Annotated in this window: 18 protein-coding genes; 5 read left to right on the top strand and 13 right to left on the bottom strand. The window is 68.7% G+C overall.

Annotated elements, in window-relative coordinates; translation table 11 throughout:
- Positions 1–11: 11 nt before the first annotated feature.
- On the bottom strand, positions 12–1715 hold the full coding sequence (kdpA, locus tag QZ814_RS18775) for a potassium-transporting ATPase subunit KdpA (protein WP_294335089.1): 1704 nt from the start codon (positions 1713–1715) through the stop codon (positions 12–14).
- 10 nt (positions 1716–1725) lie between these two features.
- Complete coding sequence (gene kdpF, locus QZ814_RS18780; RefSeq protein WP_019368916.1) at positions 1726–1815, bottom strand: K(+)-transporting ATPase subunit F; 90 nt, start codon at positions 1813–1815, stop codon at positions 1726–1728.
- Between the two features lie 473 nt (positions 1816–2288).
- Between kdpF and QZ814_RS18785 the strand changes: the two genes are divergently transcribed.
- Positions 2289–4907: a sensor histidine kinase KdpD gene (locus QZ814_RS18785; RefSeq protein ID WP_294335090.1), complete on the top strand. Its 2619-nt coding sequence runs from the start codon at positions 2289–2291 to the stop codon at positions 4905–4907.
- Positions 4908–5021: 114 nt separating this feature from the next.
- A complete protein-coding gene (locus QZ814_RS18790; RefSeq protein ID WP_294335091.1) occupies positions 5022–5690 on the top strand; it encodes a Crp/Fnr family transcriptional regulator in 669 nt (222 codons plus the stop codon).
- On the opposite strand, the gene QZ814_RS18795 is transcribed toward QZ814_RS18790, so the two are convergent.
- From QZ814_RS18795 to QZ814_RS18810, 4 genes are all read right to left on the bottom strand, one after another.
- Complete coding sequence (locus QZ814_RS18795; protein WP_294335092.1) at positions 5680–7266, bottom strand: TRAFs-binding domain-containing protein; 1587 nt, start codon at positions 7264–7266, stop codon at positions 5680–5682. The two genes, QZ814_RS18790 and QZ814_RS18795, sit on opposite strands and share 11 nt — an antisense overlap.
- Before the next feature lie 43 nt (positions 7267–7309).
- Entirely contained in the window at positions 7310–7930 is a 621-nt protein-coding gene (locus QZ814_RS18800; RefSeq protein WP_294335095.1) for a nucleotide synthetase, read from the bottom strand.
- Entirely contained in the window at positions 7927–9513 is a 1587-nt protein-coding gene (locus tag QZ814_RS18805; protein ID WP_294335097.1) for a toll/interleukin-1 receptor domain-containing protein, read from the bottom strand. The genes QZ814_RS18800 and QZ814_RS18805 overlap by 4 nt, the downstream gene beginning before the upstream one ends.
- A gap of 102 nt (positions 9514–9615) precedes the next feature.
- Positions 9616–11079, bottom strand: coding sequence for an esterase-like activity of phytase family protein (locus QZ814_RS18810; protein ID WP_294335098.1), 1464 nt, complete (start codon positions 11077–11079; stop codon positions 9616–9618).
- 168 nt (positions 11080–11247) lie between these two features.
- Here QZ814_RS18810 and QZ814_RS18815 point away from each other — a divergent pair, with 168 nt between their 5' ends.
- Complete coding sequence (locus QZ814_RS18815) at positions 11248–12654, top strand: M20/M25/M40 family metallo-hydrolase (protein ID WP_294335099.1); 1407 nt, start codon at positions 11248–11250, stop codon at positions 12652–12654.
- Positions 12655–12695: 41 nt separating this feature from the next.
- A complete protein-coding gene (gene pdeM / locus QZ814_RS18820; RefSeq protein ID WP_294335102.1) occupies positions 12696–13358 on the top strand; it encodes a ligase-associated DNA damage response endonuclease PdeM in 663 nt (220 codons plus the stop codon).
- 109 nt (positions 13359–13467) lie between these two features.
- On the opposite strand, the gene QZ814_RS18825 is transcribed toward pdeM, so the two are convergent.
- From QZ814_RS18825 to QZ814_RS18850, 6 genes are all read right to left on the bottom strand, one after another.
- On the bottom strand, positions 13468–14082 hold the full coding sequence (locus QZ814_RS18825) for a hypothetical protein (RefSeq protein WP_294335104.1): 615 nt from the start codon (positions 14080–14082) through the stop codon (positions 13468–13470).
- Positions 14073–14798, bottom strand: a complete 726-nt coding sequence (locus QZ814_RS18830; RefSeq protein ID WP_294335105.1) for a head GIN domain-containing protein — start codon at positions 14796–14798, stop codon at positions 14073–14075. The genes QZ814_RS18825 and QZ814_RS18830 overlap by 10 nt, the downstream gene beginning before the upstream one ends.
- Before the next feature lie 111 nt (positions 14799–14909).
- Positions 14910–15443, bottom strand: a complete 534-nt coding sequence (locus QZ814_RS18835) for a CarD family transcriptional regulator (protein ID WP_294335106.1) — start codon at positions 15441–15443, stop codon at positions 14910–14912.
- Positions 15444–15699: 256 nt separating this feature from the next.
- The gene (gene fdxA, locus QZ814_RS18840; protein WP_010545040.1) at positions 15700–16038 is read right to left on the bottom strand and encodes a ferredoxin FdxA; all 339 of its coding nucleotides are present in this window, start codon (positions 16036–16038) and stop codon (positions 15700–15702) included.
- 66 nt (positions 16039–16104) lie between these two features.
- Positions 16105–16416 carry a S4 domain-containing protein gene (locus tag QZ814_RS18845; RefSeq protein WP_294335107.1) on the bottom strand — a complete coding sequence of 104 codons (312 nt, stop codon included), beginning with the start codon at positions 16414–16416 and terminating at the stop codon, positions 16105–16107.
- Positions 16409–18886 carry a helicase-related protein gene (locus QZ814_RS18850; protein WP_294335108.1) on the bottom strand — a complete coding sequence of 826 codons (2478 nt, stop codon included), beginning with the start codon at positions 18884–18886 and terminating at the stop codon, positions 16409–16411. The genes QZ814_RS18845 and QZ814_RS18850 overlap by 8 nt, the downstream gene beginning before the upstream one ends.
- Positions 18887–19121: 235 nt before the next feature.
- Here QZ814_RS18850 and QZ814_RS18855 point away from each other — a divergent pair, with 235 nt between their 5' ends.
- Complete coding sequence (locus tag QZ814_RS18855; protein WP_294335110.1) at positions 19122–20603, top strand: M23 family metallopeptidase; 1482 nt, start codon at positions 19122–19124, stop codon at positions 20601–20603.
- 140 nt (positions 20604–20743) lie between these two features.
- Here QZ814_RS18855 and QZ814_RS18860 read toward each other — a convergent pair whose 3' ends face one another.
- The gene (locus QZ814_RS18860; protein WP_294335113.1) at positions 20744–22417 is read right to left on the bottom strand and encodes a DUF87 domain-containing protein; all 1674 of its coding nucleotides are present in this window, start codon (positions 22415–22417) and stop codon (positions 20744–20746) included.
- Positions 22418–22438 lie beyond the last annotated feature (21 nt).

Raw genomic sequence — 22438 nt, forward strand, 5'->3', positions numbered from 1 at the left:
GCTTGTCGTCCTCAGAAGAGCTGGCCGCGAAGCAGCGTGACGTGATCGGCGATCGGCCCCAGCGCCAGGCTCGGCAGGAAGGTGAGCCCGCCCAGGATCAGGATGATGCCGACGAGCAGCCCCACCCACAGCACGCCCGTGGTCGGGAAGGCGCCGACGCCACCGGCCGCATGCTTCTTGGCGGCGAGGCTGCCGGCGATCGCCAGCACCGGCACGATCACGAAGAAGCGACCGAGCCACATCGCGATCCCGAGCATGGCGTTGTAGAAGGGCGTGTTCGCCGAGAGGCCGGCAAAGGCCGAGCCGTTGTTGCCGGTCGCGGAGGTGAAGGCGTAGAGGATTTCCGAGAAGCCGTGCGGGCCGTTGTTGGCGATGCCCGCAAGGCCCGCCGGCAGCACCGAGGCGAGCGCCGCGCCGCCCAGGATGCAGAGCGGCAGCACCGCGACGGCGAGCACCGCCAGCTTCACTTCGCGCGCCTCAATCTTCTTGCCGACATATTCGGGGGTGCGCCCCACCATCAGCCCGGCGACGAACACCGCGAGGATGGCGAACAGCAGGAAGCCGTAGATGCCTGCGCCGACGCCGCCGACGACGATCTCGCCGAGCTGGATGTTGAACAGCGGGATCAGGCCGCCCAGCGCGGTGAAGCTGTCATGCATCGCGTTGACCGCGCCGCACGAGGCGGCCGTGGTAACGACCGCGAACAGCGAACTGGCGACGATGCCGAAGCGGGTTTCCTTGCCCTCCATGTTCGCGCCGGCGACATGGATCGCATGCAACGCCGGGTTGCCGGCCGATTCCGCCGCATAGGTGACGGCGACACCGCCGAGGAACAGCACCGCCATCGCGGCGAGGATCGCCCAGCCCTGGCGCGTGTCGCCCACGGCCTTGCCGAAGGTCCAGGTGAGGCCGACGCCGACGAGGAAGATCGACAGCATCTGCACCAGGTTGGTCAGCGCGGTCGGGTTCTCGAACGGATGCGCCGAGTTGGCGTTGAAGAAGCCCCCCCCGTTGGTGCCGAGCATCTTGATCGCTTCCTGGCTGGCGACCGGGCCGAGCACGATCGTCTGGCGCGCGCCTTCCAGCGTGGTGGCGTCGACGCTGCTGGCCAGCGTCTGCGGCACGCCGCAGGCGACGAGGAACAGCGCATAGATCAGGCAGGCCGGGATCAGCAGGTACAGCGTCACGCGGGTGAAATCGGCCCAGAAATTGCCAATGCCGCGCGCTTCCTTGCGGGCGAAGCCGCGGAACAGCGCGAAGGCGATGGCGATGCCGGTCGCCGCCGAGGTGAAGTTGTGGAGCGTCAGCCCCAGCGCCTGCGACAGGTTGGACAGCGTCGATTCGCCCGCATAGCCCTGCCAGTTGGTGTTGGTGGCAAAGCTGATCGCGGTGTTGAACGCGCCGTCGGCGTTCATGCCGGCAAGCCCGCGCGGGTTCCACGGCAGCACCGCCTGGAGGCGCAGCACCGCATAGGTGAGCACCGCGAGCGCGAGGTTGAACAGGATCAGGTGCAGCGCATAGGTGCGCCAGCCCTGCTCGGCGTTCGGATCGATGCCGCCGATGCGATAGATGCCGCTTTCGACGGGGCCGAGTACCCGATGGAGCGGGGTGCGACGGCCTTCGTAGAGCGCGAAGAGCCACAGGCCCATCGGCTTGGCCGCAGCCGCGAGGATGGCGACGAACAGGGCGATGAAGCCCCAGCCTTGGAGTGTCATGCGGCCCTCCTCAAAAACGCTCGGGCCGCAGCAGCACCGCGACCAGATAGACGAGCAGCGCGAGTGCGGTCGCGCCGGCGAGCATCAGGTGCAGGCCCATCGCTCAGGCCTTCACGCACAGCTGGACGAAGGCCAGCGTCAGCAGGAACAGCCCGCCGAGCGCGGCGAGCCAGAGAATGTCGGACATGGGGTTGGCCCTTGCTTACGCCGCCGGGTGGCGGCCTTGGGCGCGATCTAGTGCGGTGCGCCGTTAAGCTTCGACGGTGAAACCGGCCACCGGCATTAAGATTCCATATAGTCGGGCGACGGAGCGTGGCGTTCGGCTGCCGGTTCGGCGTATCGGGAGGGCCATGCTCCTCGTTGGATAGGATGATCGCGAATGGATTGCGGGTCGGCGCCTGCCACACACCTTCGTCATTCCCGCGGAGGCGGGAATCCATTTCCCTGTTCGCTGGGGGAAGGAACCGCGGCACCAGCGCCAATGGATCCCCGCCTCCGCGGGGATGACGGCTTGGTACGTCGTACCCGCACGCACCCGCGCAAGGATTCCCCGATCCGACCGAGGCCCGTCCATTGAACGACCGCCCCAATCCCGATGCGCTGCTGCGCGAAGCCCGGCGCGAGACGCGCGGGCGGCTGAAGATCTTCCTCGGCGCGGCGCCGGGCGTCGGCAAGACCTTCGAGATGCTGCGCGAGGGTGCCGAGCGGCTGCGCGCCGGCACCGATGTGGTGGTCGGCGTGGTCGAGACGCATGGCCGCGCCGAGACCGAGGCGCTGGTCGCGCCCTTCGAGGTGCTCCCCCGCAAGGCCGTCGAGCATCAGAGCCACCGGCTGGAGGAGATGGATCTCGACGCGATCCTCGCCCGCCGCCCGGCCTTGGTGCTGGTCGACGAACTCGCCCACACCAACGCCCCCGGCTGCCGCCATCCCAAGCGCTGGCAGGACGTGGAGGAACTCCGCGACGCCGGCATCCATGTCTACACCACGCTCAACGTCCAGCATGTCGAAAGCCTCAACGACGTGGTGGCGAGCGTCACACGCGTGCGGGTGCGCGAGACCGTGCCCGACGCGATCTTCGACGATGCCGAGATCGAGCTGGTCGACCTGCCGCCGGACGAGTTGATCGACCGGCTGAAGGAGGGCAAGGTCTATGTGCCCGCGGAAGCCAGCCGGGCACTGGCGCATTTCTTCTCCAAGGCCAATCTCTCCGCGCTACGCGAAATGGCGCTGCGCCGCGCCGCGCTCAGTGTCGATCGGGCGATGCTCGACCATCTCGATGCGCTGGCGGTGCCCGGCACCTTCGCCGCGGGCGAGCGCGTGCTGGTGGCGGTGAGCGAGCTGCCCGGCGGCGATGCGCTGGTACGCGCCGGCAAGCGGCTGGCGGACGCGCTGAAGGCGAGCTGGCAAGTCGTCTTCATCGAGACGCCGCGCGCCGAGCGCTTCCACGCCGACCAGCGCCGCCGCGTCGCCGAAACCCTGCAGCTGGCGAGCAGCCTGGGCGCCACCGTCGCTACCGTCCCCGCAGCGACCGTGATCGACGGCCTGCGTACCCACCTGACCGGCATGCGCGCCACGCAGTTGGTGATCGGCCGCTCGCGCCGCAGCTGGTGGTTCGAGCTGCGGCACGGATCGGTGGTGGAGTCGCTGCTGCGCGCGACGGACGGCGTGGCGGTGCATGTCCTGCCGGCCGCCGAGGAGCGCGCCCGCGAGCGGCAACGAGGGCACCTCCCCGCGCTTGGCCGCTGGCAGGAGCATCTGGTCGGCGCGCTGGCCGTGGCGCTGACCGTGGCGCTGGGCAAGGTCACGCTGCCCCTGATCGGTGCCGGCGGCACCGACCTGCTGTTCCTGCTGCCGGTAATCCTGATCGCCTTTCGCTATGGCTTCGGGCCCGGCGTGTCGACGGCAGCGATGGCGGGCCTCGCCTACAACTTCTTCTTCCTGCCACCGCTCTACACCTTCACGATCGGCGACCCGCAGAGCGTGCTGACCTTCTTCGTGCTGGAGGCGATCGCGCTGTTCACCGCCAACCTCACCGCAAGGCTGCGCACTCGCGCGACGCTGGGTACCCGCAGCGCGCAGGAGAATGCCGCGGTCGCCGCGTTCGGCCAGGCGCTCGCCCGTGCCTCGGACACCGAGACCACCAGCCGCGTGGTGTGCGAGGAGGTCGCGCGGCTGCTCGACCTGTCGGTCGTCCTGCTCACCCGCCGCGAGGGCATGCTCGAACGGATCGCCAGCTGTCCGGAGGATGCCCCACCGCTCGGCGCCGTCGACCATGCCGCCGCGGAATGGGCGTGGAGCAGCGGCGAGGCGGGCGGTGTCGGCACCGGCACGCTGATCGCTGCCGACTGGCAGTTCCACCCCCTGCGCACCAGCATGGGCGTGCTCGCCGTGCTCGGCCTCGCCGCGCCGGACGGACGCGAGCCGATCACCGCGGACCGCGCGCTGCTGCTCTCCACCCTGCTCGGCCAGGCGGCGCTGGCGCATGAGCGGCTGCGGCTGGAGCAGGACGTCCGCGAAGTCTCGGTCCTGCGCGAGCGCGACCGGCTGCGCGCGGCGCTGCTCTCCTCGATCGGGCACGACCTGCGCACCCCGCTCACCTCGGTCGCGGCGGCAGTGGACGCGCTCGCCGCCGCGCACCCGGACGAGACCGCGACCGGCATCGCCCGCGCCGAGGTTGCCCGGCTGCGACGCTTCCTCGACAATCTGGTCGACATGGTGCGCATCGATGCCGGCGCGATCGCCCTGAGCCTCGAGCCGATCGACCTCACCGACGCGGCCGCCGCCGCCGTGCACGACCTGCGCGACGTCCTGGCCGGGCGCCAACTCGTGCTGCGCGTGCCGCCGGACCTGCCGCTGGTCCGCGCCGACCCGCGGCTGCTCCACCACATCCTGCTCAACCTGCTCTCGAACGCGGCGGTGCATGGCGGCGACGGCGCGATCGAGATCCTCGGCGAACGCCGCCCGGACGCGGTACGGCTGGCAGTGCGCGACCACGGCCCCGGGCTGCCCCCCGGCGAGGAGGCCAGCATCTTCGAGACCTTCGCGCGCGGGACGGGCAGCGACCGCGCCGGCGGCAGCGGCCTGGGCCTCGCCATCGCCAAGGGCTTCGCCACTGCGATGGGCGCGCCTATCCGCGCCATGGACGCGGACGGCGGCGGCGCGCTGTTTGCCGTCGACCTCCAACCCGTCTGAACCGCAGCGCATCGAAACATCCAGATTTCGCGGCGTAGATCCGGATCGGACTTGCCACGCTGCGTTGCAATGAACATGGTGCCAACAAAGCTAAGGCAGCGAATTATTTGAGGCGTGGGGGCAACATCTGACATCGATCTGGCGGTACGCTTCGCCCACCTCTTCGCCTGCAGCGAGGCGGTTGCGGCGGAGCTGACGGCGGCGACGTCGACGCGCGAGTACGCGGCCGGCACCACGCTGATCCGCCAGGGCGAGACGTGTCACCGCGTGATGGTGCTGCTCGACGGCCATGCCCGCGCGGCGATGGTCACGCTCGACGGGCGGCTGCTGCAGCTGGCCGAGCATCGCCCCGGCGAGATTTTCGGCGGCGTCGATCCCGGGCGCGAACAGGCGGCCGAGATCACCGCGACCATGCCGACGCGAGTCGCCAGCTTTGCCACCCAGGATTTCTATGCGCTGGCCGAACGCCATGCCTGTGTCGGGCTGGTGCTGGCACGGGCGATGGTGCGGCAGTTCGGCGCGCTGACCCAACTCGTTTCGGCGCGGCTGATGCTGTCGTCCAACGGCCGCGTCCATGCCGAGCTGCTGCGGATGGCGCAGGCGGGCGACGGGCGCTGGATCCGCCCGCTGCCGGTGCTCTCCGACCTGGCGCTGCGAGTGCAGACCGCGCGCGAGACCGTGTCGCGCGCGGTATCGGCGCTGGAGCGGCGCGGGATCGTGCGGCGACACGAGGACGGGCTGGAGATCGTCGCCCCCGCCCGCCTCGAGGCGCTTATCGTATGAGCCGCGGCCGCATCGCGTAGAGCGCGACCGGCGCCTGGCCGACCAGCCCGAGCTCTCCCACCAGCTCCGCGCGCCCGGCATCGGCCTCGCAGGCAGCCAGGCTGGCGGCGAAGGCTTCGCTGGCGAAGGTGGCGCCCGCCGCGGTGACGCCGAGGATCCGCTCGGCAAGATCGAAGCTGCTGCCGAGCAGCACCGCGCCACCGGTCACCGGATCGCGGACCGGCATCGCCAACCCGATGTGCAGCGCCTGGCGAAGCGGACCGGTGCTGGCGAGCGCGGCGCCGATGCTGCGCGCTGCTTCCCACGCGGCCCCTGCCGCAGAGAAGCCGAGCAGCAGCCGCTGCGCCGACCAGCGCGCGACCGCCGGCGGCGTTTCGGCCAAGGCGCGGTGCAGTGCCGGAAGACGGCAGGCGAGATCGCGCTCCAGCGCGCTATAGTCTTCCCCCTCGCCGCCCAGCAGATCGACCGCGAGCACCGCGAGGATCTGCACGCGGCTGGGCGCGGGCGGCTGCGGGCTGGCGGAAACCGGCAGCGGCAGCAGATGCTGGCGCCGCCCGGCGCGGTGCCACAGCGCGCCGGCATGGGCGCTCTGCCCGGCATCGTCCAGCGCGCCCGGCCCCACCAGCAACTGCACCGCCTCGGACTGGAGCAGCCCGGCCTGCAGCGTCGCGCGGCCCATCGCCACCAGATCGGCGAGCCGCACGGAGGGCATGAACGCCTCCGGGCTCGCCTCGCCCAGTTCGTGGACGCTCGCCGCCTCGGCCAGCGCCGCCTCGAACCGCCGCACCCAGCGGTGGCCATGCGGACGCACCGATCGCTCGACGAACTCGGATACGGTGCCCGGCAGCACGACATGCACCTCCGCCCGCCGCGCGATCAGCCGCTCGGCGATCAGCAGGTCGGCGCCGGCCGCCAGCGCGCCATAGCCGAACGCCACCCGTTCGGAATTGAGCAGCGCATCGATGCTGTCGGTGAGCGCGCCCACATCCTCGGGCAGACGCAGATGGCCGGCAAAGTGAAGGCTGCACGGCGGCCGATAGGGGCGGAGCCAGTCCGCCGATGCGCCCTGCTCGGCGAGGATCACGCCGAGCTGGCGCAGGGTGGAGGCATGGTCTTCCCAGGCATGCGGCGCCTCGGCGATCGCGCGGGCGAGCGCGGCCTCGGCACCGGCCACGTCGCCCGAGAGCAGCCGGGCCTCGGCCTCGGTCGCGGCGAGCCAATAGGGGGTTTCGTCCGCAATGCCGGCCTGGAGCAGCTCCTCCACATCGGCGGCGAGGCTGTAGCTGCCGGGCACGTCGCCGGCGATCAGCGCCAGCGTGGCGGCGTTGATCAGCGGATAGGGCGCGGGCGCGAGCTGCGCCGCCGCGGCATAGGCAGCCGCAGCGGCACGGGCATGCTCGCGCCGTGCCTCGCCGGCAAGCAGCAGCGCCTCGTCCTTGAGGAGCCGCCCCTTGAGGCTGAGCACGGCGGGATCGTCCGCGACGCGGTCAAACCCCGCGTCGCGAAACATCTGCCAGGCGCGGTCGAGCGCACCGGCACGCGCCTGGGCGGTTATCGCAAGCACGTTCGCCGTCATCCTGCTCGGCATACTCCCCTAAAGCGTTGCAGCGAAACGCCGATCACTCGTCGCCATCGGGCTCCTGCGGCTTCGGGTTCTTCGGCGGTACATGGCCACCCTGGTTCTCCACGTCCGGATCGATAATCGTCGGCATGCGCATATCTCCTTGCAAAAAGTCCACGTACAGATTGAGCCCTTCGCACGTCTTACGGTCCTGCGGATTGGTGACGTACTCCACGAAGAATCCGACAGCAGCGATCCTGCCGTTGTCATCGAGCAGCGGGAAGGCACGGCGATACTTGCCGTCCGGATATTCGTGCTTCGTGCTGACATACAGGCTATTGGGCGTATATTCCCAAAAATCGCCGATCAGCTTGAAGATGACGCAGCAAGGCTCGCGGACGACGATATCGAGCGGCGTTGGCGGGGGTGTCGTAGGACCGACGAGGATAGGCGTGATGTTGGGCGGTGCAGCCACGAAGTCGCGGACGATCTTGGTAAAGTCATCTGCAGCGGTAACTTGCTTTCCGTTGCCAAACCGATCGACATCCTCATATCCTTCGATATGAAAGTTCAAATCGCTCAGCGGATAACCACCCTTACTGCTAGCAAATATCTGATATCGCTTGACCAGCCTTATGTACGATGGCGGAAGTATCGACAGCGGATATTGACCGTTCATTTACGTTTCCCCTCGATTCGGACCAGTTCGGCCTCCATCTCCTTCAACCTAGTCGCGAGTTCTTGATTTTCGGTATCTTCCTCCGTCATTGTACGGAGGTCACTGATGGCAGCACGCATACGACGCACAGCCAAGGCGTCGTCACCATTGCGGTTCTCCAACTTCGCGAGAGCGCGTTCCGCCCAAATCAGCATGCGTCGGTTGCGTGCGTTTCCTTGGTCCCGAGCAAAAAGGCGCTCAAGCAGTGCAACCTGTCGCCGGCGAAGGTCTAACGCAGCATTCATATTACGAGCATCAAACTGCGCATCAGCCAACCACCCTTGCCGATTGGCAACGTCTCGCCAGCGCTGTTCCGAATCGGATTCGCGTTGCGCAAGGGCTTCGTTGGCGCGTAGCGCTTCACCACAGAGTGTCACCGCGCGCTCCGCTTGACGCTGCTCCATCCTTAGAGCGCACAAATTTCCGGCAGCATAGGAGACTTCTTCCGCGCTACGCGGATCGGCCGGAGCGAGCGCCATCAACCGATGCGCCAGCGCCGCATAGGCTTCGAAATGCGGCTCCGTCGCCGCCAGTTCGCCTGCCTTGAAGTGGAGCAGGCCGAGATAAAATTCGCTCTGCGCATGCGCGAACACGACGTCGTACTGATCGGGCTGGCGCGCGATCAGCGTGTGGGTGATGCGGTTGGCTTGGGTGAAGGCCGCACGGGCGCGGGGGGTGTCCTTGGCCTCCATCGCATCCTCGCCCATCGTCATGATCGCGCGGGCGCGGCGGGCGAGGACGTCGGGGGGCAGCGTCGCCAGATCCTGCTCGCCATAATAGGCAAGCGCGCGTTCGTTCGCTTCCCGAAGCACGTCGAGCCGGCCGACCTCCTTCAGCCGCCCCCGCAAGTCGGTCAGCATGAATTCCACCAGCCCCTCCGCCTGGGCACGCCGAAGCTCCGCCTCCGCACGAGCCCGGACGGCCAGGACCGTCAACCCCGCCATGGCTAGCACCAGAAAAACCGCGGCGAGCGTGACGAAGGTCACGCGGCGCACCCGCGCCTGGGCGTCGCGCTGGACCAGCGCGTCGAGCGGCACGCCCACCGCGCCCGCTACCAGCTTGAGCAGCGCCAGTCGCTTGCCATCCTTGCCCTCGCGGAAATCGGCGGCAAGCGGCTCCGCCTCGGTGCCGTCCGGCGCGCGCCGCAGCTCCGCCGGCATCGCCTCGGCCGGTTCGCCGTCGAACAGCGCGGCCAGCACCGGGCGATCGGGATGGAGTTCGCGGAACAGCGCGATCTCGCGCGCCACCCATTGCGATGCCGCGCCCGCAGGCGTGCAGACGACGATCAGGCAGGCGGAATCGGCCAGCGCCGCGCGCACCTCGGCGCTGAGGTCGCTGGCGGCGGAGAGTTCGTCGAGATCGCGGAAGATCCGCCCCAGCCGTCGCGGCACCGGCCCGAACGCGCCCGCAGTGCCGACCAGCTTGGCGGGAATGCGATAGCGCTCCAGCGCCCGGTGCAGCCAGCGCGCGCGGGCCCGGTCGGCATGGTTGTAGCTGATGAACGCGCCGTACCGCGCGCCCGCTCCGGTCTCTGTGGTGGTCACGCGGTCCCTTCCCCGGCCGCGACTATCTCAGAGCGCCGGAGGACCGGCAAGTCCTTGCGCCCCGGCCCGGTGCGCAGGGTCGCACCGGGCCGGGGAAATGATTCAGGAACGCGCGGTCGCCGGGCGACGACGGCGCAGCATGCTCCCGATCGCGCCGACACCGGCAACCAGCATCGCCCAGATGCCCGGCTCCGGGATCGGTGCGGCCGCGACCGACTGGGCGACATAGCCCTTCAGATCCTTGTCCTGGAAGCCGAACACATAGAACTGGTTCTGGCCCGAGGTCGCCGGCACGAAGTCGTTGTCGTTGGCGAGGTACAGCGTGTGGTAGGTCGCGCCGTTATAGGTGACGTCCTGGCCGAAGCTCACGCCCTCGATCTTGGCGGGGACATTGGTCGCCGCGATCCCCGCCTTGCCCAGCTCGGCCACCAGATCGAGGAACGGCGTGGACGACTTGGCGATCGCCTTGTCCTGTGCGGCCTTGCCGGTGAGGTTGGTGATGTCGGTCGCGCCGTCCAGATCGATCAGGAACAGCTGCTTCACCTTGGCGGCGGTGCCGTCGCCCAGGCCCTTGCCGTCGCGCTCGTCGACCAGGAACTGGTGGTTGTTGACCGCGACGATCTCGCTCACGCCCGAACCGTTGGTGAGCTTATAGCCATATTCGTGGGTGGCGCCGGTGGCGATATCGATGGTGACGATGCGCAGCAGCTTGGAGGCGGTGCCGGCATCCTGCTCCAGCGCAGCCTGCAGGATGCCGACCAGCGTCTTGCCGTCGGGCGTGATCGCCAGGCCTTCCATGCCCTTGTTGGCGACGCGGCCGGTGGCGTTCTTGTCGATCTCGGTCTGGCCGTTGGGCGAGAGCGTGGTGACGGCGAGGTTCCCCGGCAGGGTGAAGGTCTTGACCAGCGCGCCGGTCGCCCGGTCGAACTGGCGGACATAGGGGCCGTATTCGTCGGAGATGAAGACGCTCTTGCCGTCGTTCGAGACGCGCACCGCCTCGGGGTCGAAGCGCGCGTCGAGCGGGTTGCTCGAGGCGCCGGCGCCGTAATTGTCCGAACGGCCGCTGAAATAATAATGGCCGGCGGTGTTCACCACCGGCGCGCCCGAGCCGATGGGCGTACCGTCCGCCTTGGTGCCGAGCCCGGCGCCGGTGCCGTACTGCAGCGCCGTCGGGCTGTAGAGCAGCGTGGTGCGCTGCAGCTCGGGGGTGAGGGTGAAGGGCAGCCCCGCGCTCGGATTGGCGGTGAGCGTCATCGTCAGCGTCTGAAAGCGGCTGATATATGAGGCGGTATCGTCGACCGCGCTGTTATAGGGGGTGGCGTTGGGCCCGCGATCGGGCACCGCGAGGAACACGTTGCCGCCGGCATAGGTAAGGCCAGAGCCGAGGCCGCCCAGGATGTTGGCAGGCAGGCCGTTCTCCAGCGTATAGTTGAGGCCGGACAGGTCCTTGCCGGCACCGGCCTTGCTGCCGGTCAGCTGGCCCTGGGCGAGCAGCACCAGCTGCGCGTGCGCGGGCAAGATCGCGGCACAGGAAAGCGCGAGCGCGGCGACGGTCTTGCGAAGCATGAATGTTCCCCCTGAACATGGCATTTCTTGACGTAAACCGTGCGTTAACCTTGTTTTATGACCGATCGGGGACTCACCGCGACACATTGCAACAATGCAATCTTGAGGGTTCGCCCCTGCCCCTTTGCCGGACTTGCGGCCGGTGCGGCGGCGGCATAGCTGAGGGCCATGACCGACTCCGTTCTTGCGTTCGCCGATGCCCAGCTCGATGCCAGCATCGAGCGCCTCGCCGCGTTGATGCGCGTGCCCTCCATCTCCACGGACCCCGCCTATGCCGCCGACTGTCGCCGCGCGGCCGAGCAGCTTGCCGCCGAACTGTCGTCGCTGGGCTTCGAGGCGCGCGTGGCGGACACGCCGGGGCACCCGATGGTCGTCGCGCACCATGACGGGGACGGCCCGCATGTGCTGTTCTACGGCCATTACGATGTCCAGCCGGTCGACCCGATCGCGCTGTGGACGCGCGACCCGTTCGATCCGTGGATCGACACGCGGGCCGATGGATCGAAGACGATCGTCGGCCGCGGCGCCTCGGACGACAAGGGCCAGCTGCGCACCTTCGTCGAGGCCTGCCGCGCCTGGAAGGAAGTCGAGGGCCGCCTGCCCTGCCGCGTCACCATCCTGTTCGAGGGCGAAGAGGAATCCGGCTCGACTAGCCTGGAGCCCTTCCTCCACGCCCATGCCGAGGAGCTGAAGGCCGATTTCGCGCTGATCTGCGACACGCTGATGTGGGACCGCGACACCCCCGGCATCACCATCGGCCTGCGCGGCATGGCGGCGGGCCAGGTGACGGTGCGCGGCCCCTCGCGCGACCTGCATTCGGGCCTGTACGGCGGCGCGGCGCGCAACCCGCTCCAGCTGCTCGCCGGCATCCTTGGCGAAATGAAGGATGCCGAGGGTCGGGTTACCCTCGACGGCTTCTACGACGGCGTACCGGACACCGATCCGGTGGTGCTGGAGAGCTGGAACAAGCTGGGCTTCGATGCAGGCGAATTCCTCGGCGAGATCGGCCTGCGCGTGGCCGCAGGCGAGGCGGGCAAGACCGTGCTCGAACAGGTCTGGTCGCGGCCGACCGCCGAGATCAACGGGATGTGGGGCGGCTATACCGGCGAGGGCTTCAAGACGGTGATCCCGGCCGAAGCGCACGCCAAGGTGAGCTTCCGCCTGGTCGGGACCCAGGATCCGGACCAGGTGTGGGAAGCCTTCCAGCACCATGTCCGCAGCCGCCTGCCCGAGGATTGCTCGGCCGAGTTCGTGACCCGCGGCCCCGGCAGTTTCGCGATCAGCCTGGCCAGCGACAGCGGCCCGCTGGCGGCGACGCAAGGCGCGCTCGACGCCGAATGGGGCACGTCCGCGCTGCTCGGCTGCGGCGGCTCGATCCCGGTGGTCAATTCGATCCGCTCGATCCTGGGGATGGACAGCGTGATGGTCGGCTTCGCGCTGCCCGACGACAATATCCACTCGCCCAACGAGAAGTACGAGCTGAAGAGCTTCCACAAGGGCATTCGTTCCTGGGTGCGCATCCTCGGCGCGCTGGGCGAGACGGTGCGGGGCGAGGCGGCGACGGTCGCCGCCTGAGACCCGTTGACGGCGGCGAGCGGAAGCGGGATAGGACGGCCATGGTTCCCCTTTCGTTCGCCGGCCATGACTTCCGCGTGCTGCCCGAAGGCGCGCTCTACTGGCCGGCGCGGCGCGCGCTGCTCGTCGCCGACCTGCACTTCGAAAAGGCGAGCTGGTTCGCGCTCGGCGGCCAGATGCTGCCGCCCTATGACACGATCGCCACGCTCTCGGCGCTGACCGCGATCGTCGAGCGGCTGGGCCCGCTGGAGCTCTGGTGCCTGGGCGACAGCTTCCACGATGTCGAAGGCTGCGAGCGCCTGCCCGCTCAGGCCCGCGCGATGCTGACGGCGCTGACCGGCAGCCTCGCCTGGCACTGGATCACCGGCAATCACGACGCGGTGCTGGTCGACCATTGCGGCGGCACCGTGCACGAAGAGGCCGAGATCGACGGGCTGGTGCTGCGCCACGAAGCCGAAGCCGGCGAGCCGCGCCCCGAACTCTCGGGCCATTTCCACCCCAAACTGCGCCTGACGGTGCGCGGCCGCCACGTAGCGCGGCGCTGTTTCGTGGCTACAGGGACCAAGCTGATCCTGCCGGCCTTCGGCGCGCTCACCGGCGGGCTGGACGCCGGGCATCCGGAGATCATCCGCGCCGTGGGCGCGGGCGCGGAAGCGCTGGTGGCCACGGAGCACAAGCTGCTGCGGTTTCCGCTGGCGGCCTGAAGCGGCAGCGCGCCCCCTCTTCGATCGAGCGCTTCTTGCTATCGGCTCGCCATGCTGAGGCGATGAAAGGGTTCCGCCAAGCTCGCCCGCAGCATCTCGGTGCTGAACGTCATATCCTTGCGCCCTGGCAAGCACGCGCTCCATACCGTGTGCAGGCCGACGATCGCAGCCTTCTCCCCGGCGTGGCGACCGGCGTTACAAGCAACGCCCATACCTTATCCGGCGCGGCCCGAGCCGTGCATTCGCCAATCTTCATCAGCGCGCGATAGTCGCGTCGAAGTATGGCGGTAGCGGGGTCGCTCTCGGTAACCGGATAGGCAAGCGGCGCGACGGACTCGAATCCCGTGGTCGGCGGACGCTTGAGGTCACGCGCGATCAGGGCATTGAACAACAGCCCGCGCAACAGCAGCTTCGGCATGCGCATTTCCTGTTCGCCGCCAAATCGTCCGGTCGAGACCCTCAGGCATCCCACCATCAGATCGGGAGGAATGCCCGCCTCGCCGTCACCGCCGACGGGCCGTGCAAGATAGTCGCGCACCGCCTTGCGATTCTCGACGACCGTACAATGGGCGAATTTGGCCGCTGTGGTGCGCGATTGCGCTGTCGACATAGCGCGCCATTGTTGCGCGCTCGCGACCTCCGGCAGAATCAGCAGTGCGAGCAGCGATCCGAAGACGCGGAGCCGGCCCTTCGCCTTGAGGCTTTCAGAAATGCTTACGAGCACTTCGCCTCGCCTGATCCGATCTTGCTGACCTTGCACTGCGCGCCGCCGTGCAGTTCGACATCGCCCGAACCCAGGATCGAGATTGAGGCCGGGCCGCTCACATTCGCCCGCACGCTGCCTGAACCGGCGATCGAGATGTCGGCGCGAGCAGCCCTGAACTGCTGCCCGCGCAAATCGCCCGAGCCCGCAACGGACACATCCAGCGTGTCGGCGCGGCCAGCAACGGCGATGTCGCCCGAACCGGCGATGGTCAGTGACGCTTCGTCGGCCGCCGCTGCCGCGATGTCGAGATCCCCCGAACCCGCCACGACACCGCCGAACTTGCCCTCGACGCGATCGACCCGCAGCGTGCCGGAGCCCGCCACCGTCGCGTTGGTCAGCCGCGGCATCACGATATGGATCTTGGCCCCGCCGCTCTTGTCCCACATCATCCCGACACGAGTCTTGCGGCCGACGTTGAGCGTCTTGCCGTCGAGGCGGATGTCGAGCTGGTCGAGCACCTTGGGATCGCCCTCGGCCTGCACCGAGAAGGCGGCGCCGGTGCGCACGTCGATATCGTCCGAGCTCTTCAGGGCGACCCCGGTAAAGCCGTTCGCCGCAAAGGCGCGGCTGGCGCCAGTGCCGCTGGCCTCGATCCTGGTGCCCTTGTTTTCGTCCCAGCTGGCGTGGCAGGCGGTGGCAACAGGCAGCAGGGCGAGGATGAGCAACGGACGCATGGCGGATCTCCCGATCGTGTGTTGCCGCCATAATACACGATCGGCGCGCAACGAAAAGGGGGCGCGAACCCATGGTTCCGCCCCCTTTTGCGTCCGACCCGGATCCGCGCCTCAGGCGGGAACCTTGTCCTTGTTGTGGATCGCTGCGGCCTTGCGCAGGATGTCCAGGATCTTCTCGAGCGCCGCGGGCTCGTCGAGCTCCTCCATCGCCGCCAGCTCGCGGGCGAGGCGGCTGGCCGCGCCTTCGAAGATCTGCCGCTCGGAATAGCTCTGCTCGGGCTGGTCGTCGGCGCGGAACAGGTCGCGGACCACTTCGGCGATCGACACCAGGTCACCCGAATTGATCTTGGCTTCATATTCCTGGGCGCGGCGCGACCACATGGTACGCTTGACCTTGGGCTTGCCCTTCAGCGTATCGAGCGCTTCCTTGAGCGTCTTGTCGCTGGAAAGCTTGCGCATGCCCACGCTCTCGGCCTTGTTGGTGGGCACGCGGAGCGTCATTTTCTCTTTTTCGAAACGCAGGACGTAGAGTTCGAGCTGCATTCCAGCAATTTCCTGCTTTTGCAGCTCGATTACACGGCCTACGCCGTGCTTGGGGTAAACGACATAATCGCCGACATCGAAGGACAGCGCCTTGGCAGCCATGTGCGAGGAACCTTTCGTGAATTACCGGCCCCGGTTGGATTGCGGACCCCGCCCAGGCGCGCGACACGCGGCGGACGGGAAAACACGGGGCATACGCTAGCGTCTCCGGGCGAAGGCGAGTCTTTCTGCCTTCGTCGCGCACTATTTAACACGCTCGTAATAAAATTACCAGTGAAAGGTCACGCGCACGGCGCATAAATCCATGCGCCTGCTCCATTTCGGGCCTGTTGCGCGCGGCGGCGGGCGCCGCCCGCGATCAATCGCCCGAGCCGGGGTTCGGCGAGAAATATTTATCGAACTTGTCGGTCTCAGCCTTCATCGCATCGGCGTCCGCCGGTGCTTCCCCCTTGGTGGTGATGTTGGGCCACTGCTCCGAATAGGTACGGTTGAGCTCCAGCCACTTTTCCAGGCCGTTCTCGGTATCCGGCAGGATCGCCTCGGCCGGGCATTCCGGCTCGCACACGCCGCAATCGATGCATTCGTTCGGGTTGATGACGAGCATGTTCTCGCCCTCGTAGAAACAGTCGACCGGACAGACCTCGACACAGTCCATGTACTTGCACCGGATGCACGCGTCGGTGACGACATAGGTCATTGGGAAAACGGTCCTTGGTTGCGAACGATCAATTCGGGGTCCTGCTATGCGCGGGCGGGCGCCACGTCAATCACCGGGCATGTCCTGAACGCCGCGATCGGTGACGAGATCCTCGTAGCATTCGCGCGCCTCGCCCGGCGGGCCGCGGCGGATCGGGAGGGCCTCGACCCGGAGCACGCGGACCTTGCCCTGAATGGGGAAGGCGAGGATCGCGCCGACGCGCACGCCGGCGGAGGAGCGCTCGACCCGGCGGCCGTCGATCCGCAACAGACCCTTCTCGCAGAGTGCCTGGGCCGCGCTGCGGGTCTTCACAATCCGCGCGTACCACAGGAAGCGATCGAGCCGCATCGCCGGGCCGTGTCCCGACGGCTCAGCCATTGCGGAGCGCCGCCAAGGCCGCGAACGCATTGCCGGGAACCACGACCGGCTTGGGCTTGGCCAGCGGCGTCAGCCCCTGCCAGATCCAGCGCTGCGGTGCGTCGGCGTCGCCGCGAGCGGTGCGGAAGCCGAGCTGCGCCATCAGCCGCGCCATCGTCTCTGGTTTGAGCCCGATCGAGGTGGCGAGCGCGGGATCGGGGGCGAAGGGCTTGCGGCCCTGCCGCGCCTCGTGCGCCGCACGGGCGATCCGCTCGACCAAGTCGACCCGCACCGCCTGCGCACCGAACGGGCGAAAGCCATAAGAGAGATCCGCCCCGGCGCCGTCGCGCGCAAGCACCACGGCGGCATCGGGCGGCGCTTGCTCCAGCTCCATCAACGCGCGACGGCGGGCGGCGGCGCGGGGCTTGAGCAGCGACGGGGCGAACAGGTCGAGCGTGCCGATGGTCATGCCGATCTTGCGCAACCGGTGCCGCGCGGGGCCGTCCAGCGCCTCGATCATCCCGCCCGCCGCGCGGCGGGGCAGCAGTCCGCCCTGTTCGAGCAGCGCATTGGCCAGCGCGCGCAGGGGCGCACCGGCGGCTTCCTCGCGCGTGATCGCATCGAGCTTGGCAAGAACCGGCAGGTCGCCCGCAACGCGCTCGGCGAACCAGCGCTCCAGCCGCGTCTGCACCGCCGCCTTGGCCTGCGGATCGAGCACGTCGAGCGCGCGATCCAGCTGCACGCGCGGCCGGACCAGATTGGCGCCGGGCTTGAGCAGCGCGACATCGTGCCCGCGCCAGTGGAGCGCGGTGCCGACCTGGGTCAGCTCCGCGTCCGGCGCCGCAGCCAGCGCCGACCCGCGGCGGCGATATTCGCCCGCCAGTCGCTTCTCCGCAGCGGCGAGCAGCATGCGCTTGTCCCCCGCCCGCGCCTCGGCCGCGACCTTGAAGCGAAAGCCTTCCAGTGTGCCGAGCGGATGCTCCTCGACGCTCACCTCGCCTTCGGGACCGATCGTCACCGGCAGGGTGGAGGCATCCGCACCGATCTGGCGGAGCAGCACGGTCGTGCGCTTGTCGACGAAGCGCTGGGTGAGGCTGGCATGGAGCGCGTCCGACAGCTTCTCCTCGATCGCGCGCGTCCGCTCGGCCCAATGGGCGGGCTCCTCCAGCCAGTCGGCGCGGTGGGCGATATAGGCCCAGCTGCGCGCGGCGGCGATGCGGCCGGCGAGCGTCTCGACGTCGCCGCCCATATTGTCGAGCCGCTGGATCTCGTCGGCGAACCATTGGTGCGGCACATGGCCGCGCCCTTCGGACAGATGCCCGAACAGCCTTCCTACGAAGCGCGCATGCGGATCGACGCCGAGCTTGCGGAAGTCGGGCAGCCCGCACGCGGCCCAGAGCCGTGCGACCATCCGGGGATGCCGCACGCGGTCGCGGACCCAGCGTTCCTCGGACAGTCGCTTGAGCACGGCGAGGTCGGTCGCCTGCGGTGCGGCGCGTAGCACCTCGGCCTCGGGCTTGCGCTCCAAGCTGCCGATCAGCGCGTCGATGCTGTCGAAATCGGGCTCGCCCTCGCGCCAGTAGAGATGCTCGAGCCTGGGCACCTGGTGCCCTTCGATCGCCAGCACCTCCTCGGGGGTGAACGCGCTCGGCCCTTCCGCGTGCAGCGCGCCGAAGGTGCCGTCCTTCTGGTGGCGCCCGGCGCGGCCGGCGATCTGCGCCATCTCGGCGATGGTCAGGCGGCGCTGGCGGCGCCCGTCGAACTTGTGGAGCGAGGCGAAGGCGACATGGTGGACGTCCATGTTGAGCCCCATGCCGATCGCATCGGTGGCAACGAGATAGTCGACCTCGCCCGCCTGGAACATCGCCACCTGGGCGTTGCGGGTGCGCGGGGACAGCGCCCCCATCACCACCGCCGCGCCGCCGCGCAAGCGCCGCAGCGCCTCGGCCACGGCATAGACTTCCTCCGCCGAGAAGGCGACGATCGCCGAGCGGCGCGGCAGGCGGGAGAGCTTCTTGGCCCCGGCATAGCTGAGCGTCGAGAAGCGCGGGCGCCCGACCACCTCCGCCTCGGGCACCAGCGCCTTGAGCATCGGGCGCAGGCTGTCCGATCCGAGGATCATCGTCTCCTCCCGGCCGCGCGCGCGCAGCAGGCGATCGGTGAAGACATGGCCGCGCTCGGGGTCGGCGCCGAGCTGCGCCTCGTCGAGCGCGACGAACGCAGTCTCGCGCTCCAGCGGCATGCTCTCGGCCGTGCAGCAGAACCAGCGCGCCTTGGGCGGCAGGATCTTTTCCTCGCCGGTGATCAGCGCGACTTCGGTGGGCCCCTTCATCCGGACGATGCGGTCATACACCTCGCGCGCCAGCAGCCGCAGCGGGAAGCCGATCATGCCGCTGGCATGGCCGCACATCCGCTCGACGGCGAGGTGGGTCTTGCCGGTGTTGGTGGGCCCCAGCACTGCCGTGACGGGCGAACGGGCGAACTGGCTCATGTTGCTTTCAAGATCGTCGCCCGCAGGGCGTTAGGCAACTCCCTTGCACCGCTTTTCTACATATCCGCGACGGTTGCGGCCGATCCGGTCCCTTCGCCGCACCTTCCGCACGGGTCACCGCGTGCGGAAGGTGCAGGTTCCAAACTTAATTTGACTTTAAGGGCATGATTCCAGAGTGATTCGATGGACGTGCCGCTTTTGCGGTGCGCAGAACGGGTCTTAGGGGCAGCACCGCTTGTTCTTTCGCGACGAACATGGCTCGGGCCTGGCCGGCGGCGGCGGTGGCCTGGCGCGAGCGATCCCGGCGGCGGTGGTGCCGGCGCGGATCGGCAAGCGGCTCGCGACCCTCGACCTCGTCCCCGATCTCGGCGCCGATATCGGCTCGCGCACCTGGCTTCGGGGTGCTGCCACCTGTGCCGCGCTATGCGCCGCGACCTGGATGCTCGCGCCGGGCTTCGACCGGCCGATCACCGGCATCGTCCCTGCCCCGCTGACCGGCGAAGCCGAGCAGGCGCAGCAGGCACAGGCGATCGCGCCGCTCGCCAAGGGATCGCGTACCGGCGTGCATGTCGCGGCATCCGGCCTGGTCAAGCCGCTCAGCGATACCCCCGAACGCCCGATCATCGAGCATGAAGCGCGGCTCGCCAGCGGCACGATGCTGCGCGGCGTGCTGCAGCGCTCGGGCGTAGGCGAGGCCGATGCCGGGATCGTCGCGAGCCTGGTGTCGGGGGCAATGCCGCTCGGCCAGATCCAGCGCAACACGGTGCTCGAGATGACGCTGGGCCGCCGCGTCGACACGTCGCAGCCGCGCCCGCTGGAAAAGCTCGCCTTCCGCGCCGCCTTCGATCGGCGGATCGAGATCGCCCGCACGGGCGCCGCATTGGCGATCAAGTCGATTCCGATTGCGATCGACCGCACGCCGCTGCGCGTCCAGGGGCTGATCGGATCGAGCCTCTACCGCTCGGCCCGCGCCGCCGGCGCGCCGGCCAAGGCAGTGGAAGGATTCCTGCGCACGCTGGCCAGCCGCGTCTCGGTGTCCAAGCTGGGATCGTCGTGCAAGTTCGACCTGATCCTCGGCCAGGCGCGTGCCGCCACCGGCGAGGTTCAATATGGCCAGCTGATGTATGCCGGCGTCACGGGCTGCGCGAACAGCGTCCAGCTCGCCCCCTGGGAGAGCGACGGCAAGACCGAGTGGTTCGACGCCAGCGGCACCGGCAGCAAGACCGGCATGATGATGATGCCGGTCAATGGCCGCTTCTCCTCCGCCTTCGGCATGCGGATGCACCCGATCCTGGGATACAGGCGGGAGCATAAGGGCATCGACATCGCCGCGCCTTATGGTTCTCCGGTCTATGCAGCCGTCGACGGCGTGGTTCGTGTCGCCGGCGGGTCGGCAGGCTATGGGAACCTGGTGCGGATCGAGCATGGCGGTGGCTTTGGCACCGGCTATGCGCATCTGAGTAAAATCATGGTCCGCCCCGGACAGTCGGTGCGCAAGGGCCAGCAGATCGGCCGCAGCGGCAATTCCGGCCTGTCGACCGGCCCGCACCTCCATTTCGAGACGACTCGCAACGGCCAGGCGGTCAACCCGCGCACGGTATCGTTCGTCTCGGTCCGTCGCCTGACCGGCGGCGCGCTGGGTGCGTTTCAGGCGAAGTTGCACGGGCTGATGGCGGTGCCGGTCGGGCACGGCGTGCAGAAGGACGCAGCGGAGTAACGAACCGCGGGGACCACGGACCCTGCGTCATTCCCGCGAAGGCGGGGATCCATTCGCCGTTCCGCCGCAGCAAGCGCCGCCACGACTCAGCCAATGGATTCCCGCCTTCGCGGGAATGACGGTGGTTGGAGTGGAGGGGTCTACCGCCCCTGCGCGCGCCAGCGACGGATGGTCCGCTCGATGCTCGCCTCTTCGCCGCCCGCCTCGCGCCACAGCGCGGAGAAGAGCGGGTCGTCCGAGGCCGGGCGCTTTTCCGGCTCGAGATCGTCGAACAGCAGGCGCACCGGCGTCGCCACGCCCTCGCCCACTGCGATGCATTCCCGGTTCCGCAGCGCCGGGATCGCATCGAGGAAACCGCGTGCGCCTTCCGGCATCGCCGCGCGGACGAAGGCCTGGTCGCGCTCGTTGTTGAGCCGCATCGACAGGATGGTGCCGCATTGCGATAGCACGCCCTCGGCCAGATCCGAAGGCCGCTGGGTGATCAGCCCCAGCGACACCCCGTACTTACGCCCTTCCTTGGCAATCCGGCTGAGGATCCGCCCGACCGACGAGCCATCGGCATTGCGCTCGTTGGGCACATAGCGATGCGCCTCCTCGCAGACGAGCAGCACGGGCCGCTTGGCCTCGCCGCGCGACCAGATCGCATAGTCGAACACCATCCGGCTGAGCACCGCGACCACCACCGCGGTGATCTCGTTCGGCACGCCCGACACGTCGATGATCGAGATCGGCTTGCCGCCGCCCGGCAGGCGGAAGATGCGCGCCAGGAACGCCGCCATCGTGTCCGCCACCAGCATGCCGGAGAACATGAAGGCATAGCGCGGATCGGCCTTCACCTCGTCGATCTTGCTCTTGAGGCGAAGATAGGGCGCCGTGTCGGTCGCCTTGTCCATCTTGCCCATGTCGAGCGTCAGCGCGTTGGTGAGGTCCGAGAGCAGGTACGGCACCGGCGCATCGACGGTGAGCTTGCCGATTTCCTGCCCGATCCGGTTCTTCGAGCGGGCCGCCAGCAGGCACTTGGCGAGGATGTCGGCATCGACCTGCCGCTCGCCGCCCTCGCTGGTGAGGAACACCTCGCAATGTTCCTCGAAGTTCATCAGCCAATAGGGGAGCTGCAGGTTGGAGACGTCGAACAGCGCGCCATTGTGCTGGAAGGCACGGCCATATTCGCCGTGCGGATCGATCATCACCACATGGCCCTGCGGCGCCAGCTGGCAGATGCGGTGCAGGATCAGCGCGGCGGAGGTCGACTTGCCGGTGCCGGTCGAGCCGAGCAGCGCGAAATGCTTGCCGAGCATCGCGTCGATATAAAGCGCGGCGCGAATGTCCTTGGTCGGGTAGACGGTGCCCACCTCGATATGCGCGCGATCGTCCGCCGCGTAGATCTGGCGGAGATCGGCGGTGGTGACCGCGAACACCTCGGCGCCCGGCGCCGGATAGCGGGTGACGCCGCGGCGGAAGCGGTACAGCTTGCCCGTCAGCCGCTCCTCGTCGCCTTCGCCGAGGAAGTCGATCGTCGCCGCGATCCGCTTGCCCGAGGGATCGAGCCGGGCGGTGCGGATGCTGGCGATCAGCCAGGCGCTGCCCACCCGGATCTTGACCTGCGCGCCCACCTGCCCGGCATTGGCGAGCGCGGCGTCGCCGCTCTCGGCCAGCGCATCGAGCTCGCCCAGGTCGAGGAGCACCTGGCTGGAGGCGCCGGCAATCTCGAACACCGCGCCGATCGCGCGCGGCCCGCCAGGCGCCCGGCTCGTCGGCGCGCCGCCCCCGCTTCCTTCACTTTCAAATCCACCGACGCGAAACTGGCCTTCCATCGTGCATCCCCAAAAAAGGCG

The organism is uncultured Sphingomonas sp. (assembly GCF_913777625.1).
Taxonomy (GTDB): domain Bacteria; phylum Pseudomonadota; class Alphaproteobacteria; order Sphingomonadales; family Sphingomonadaceae; genus Sphingomonas.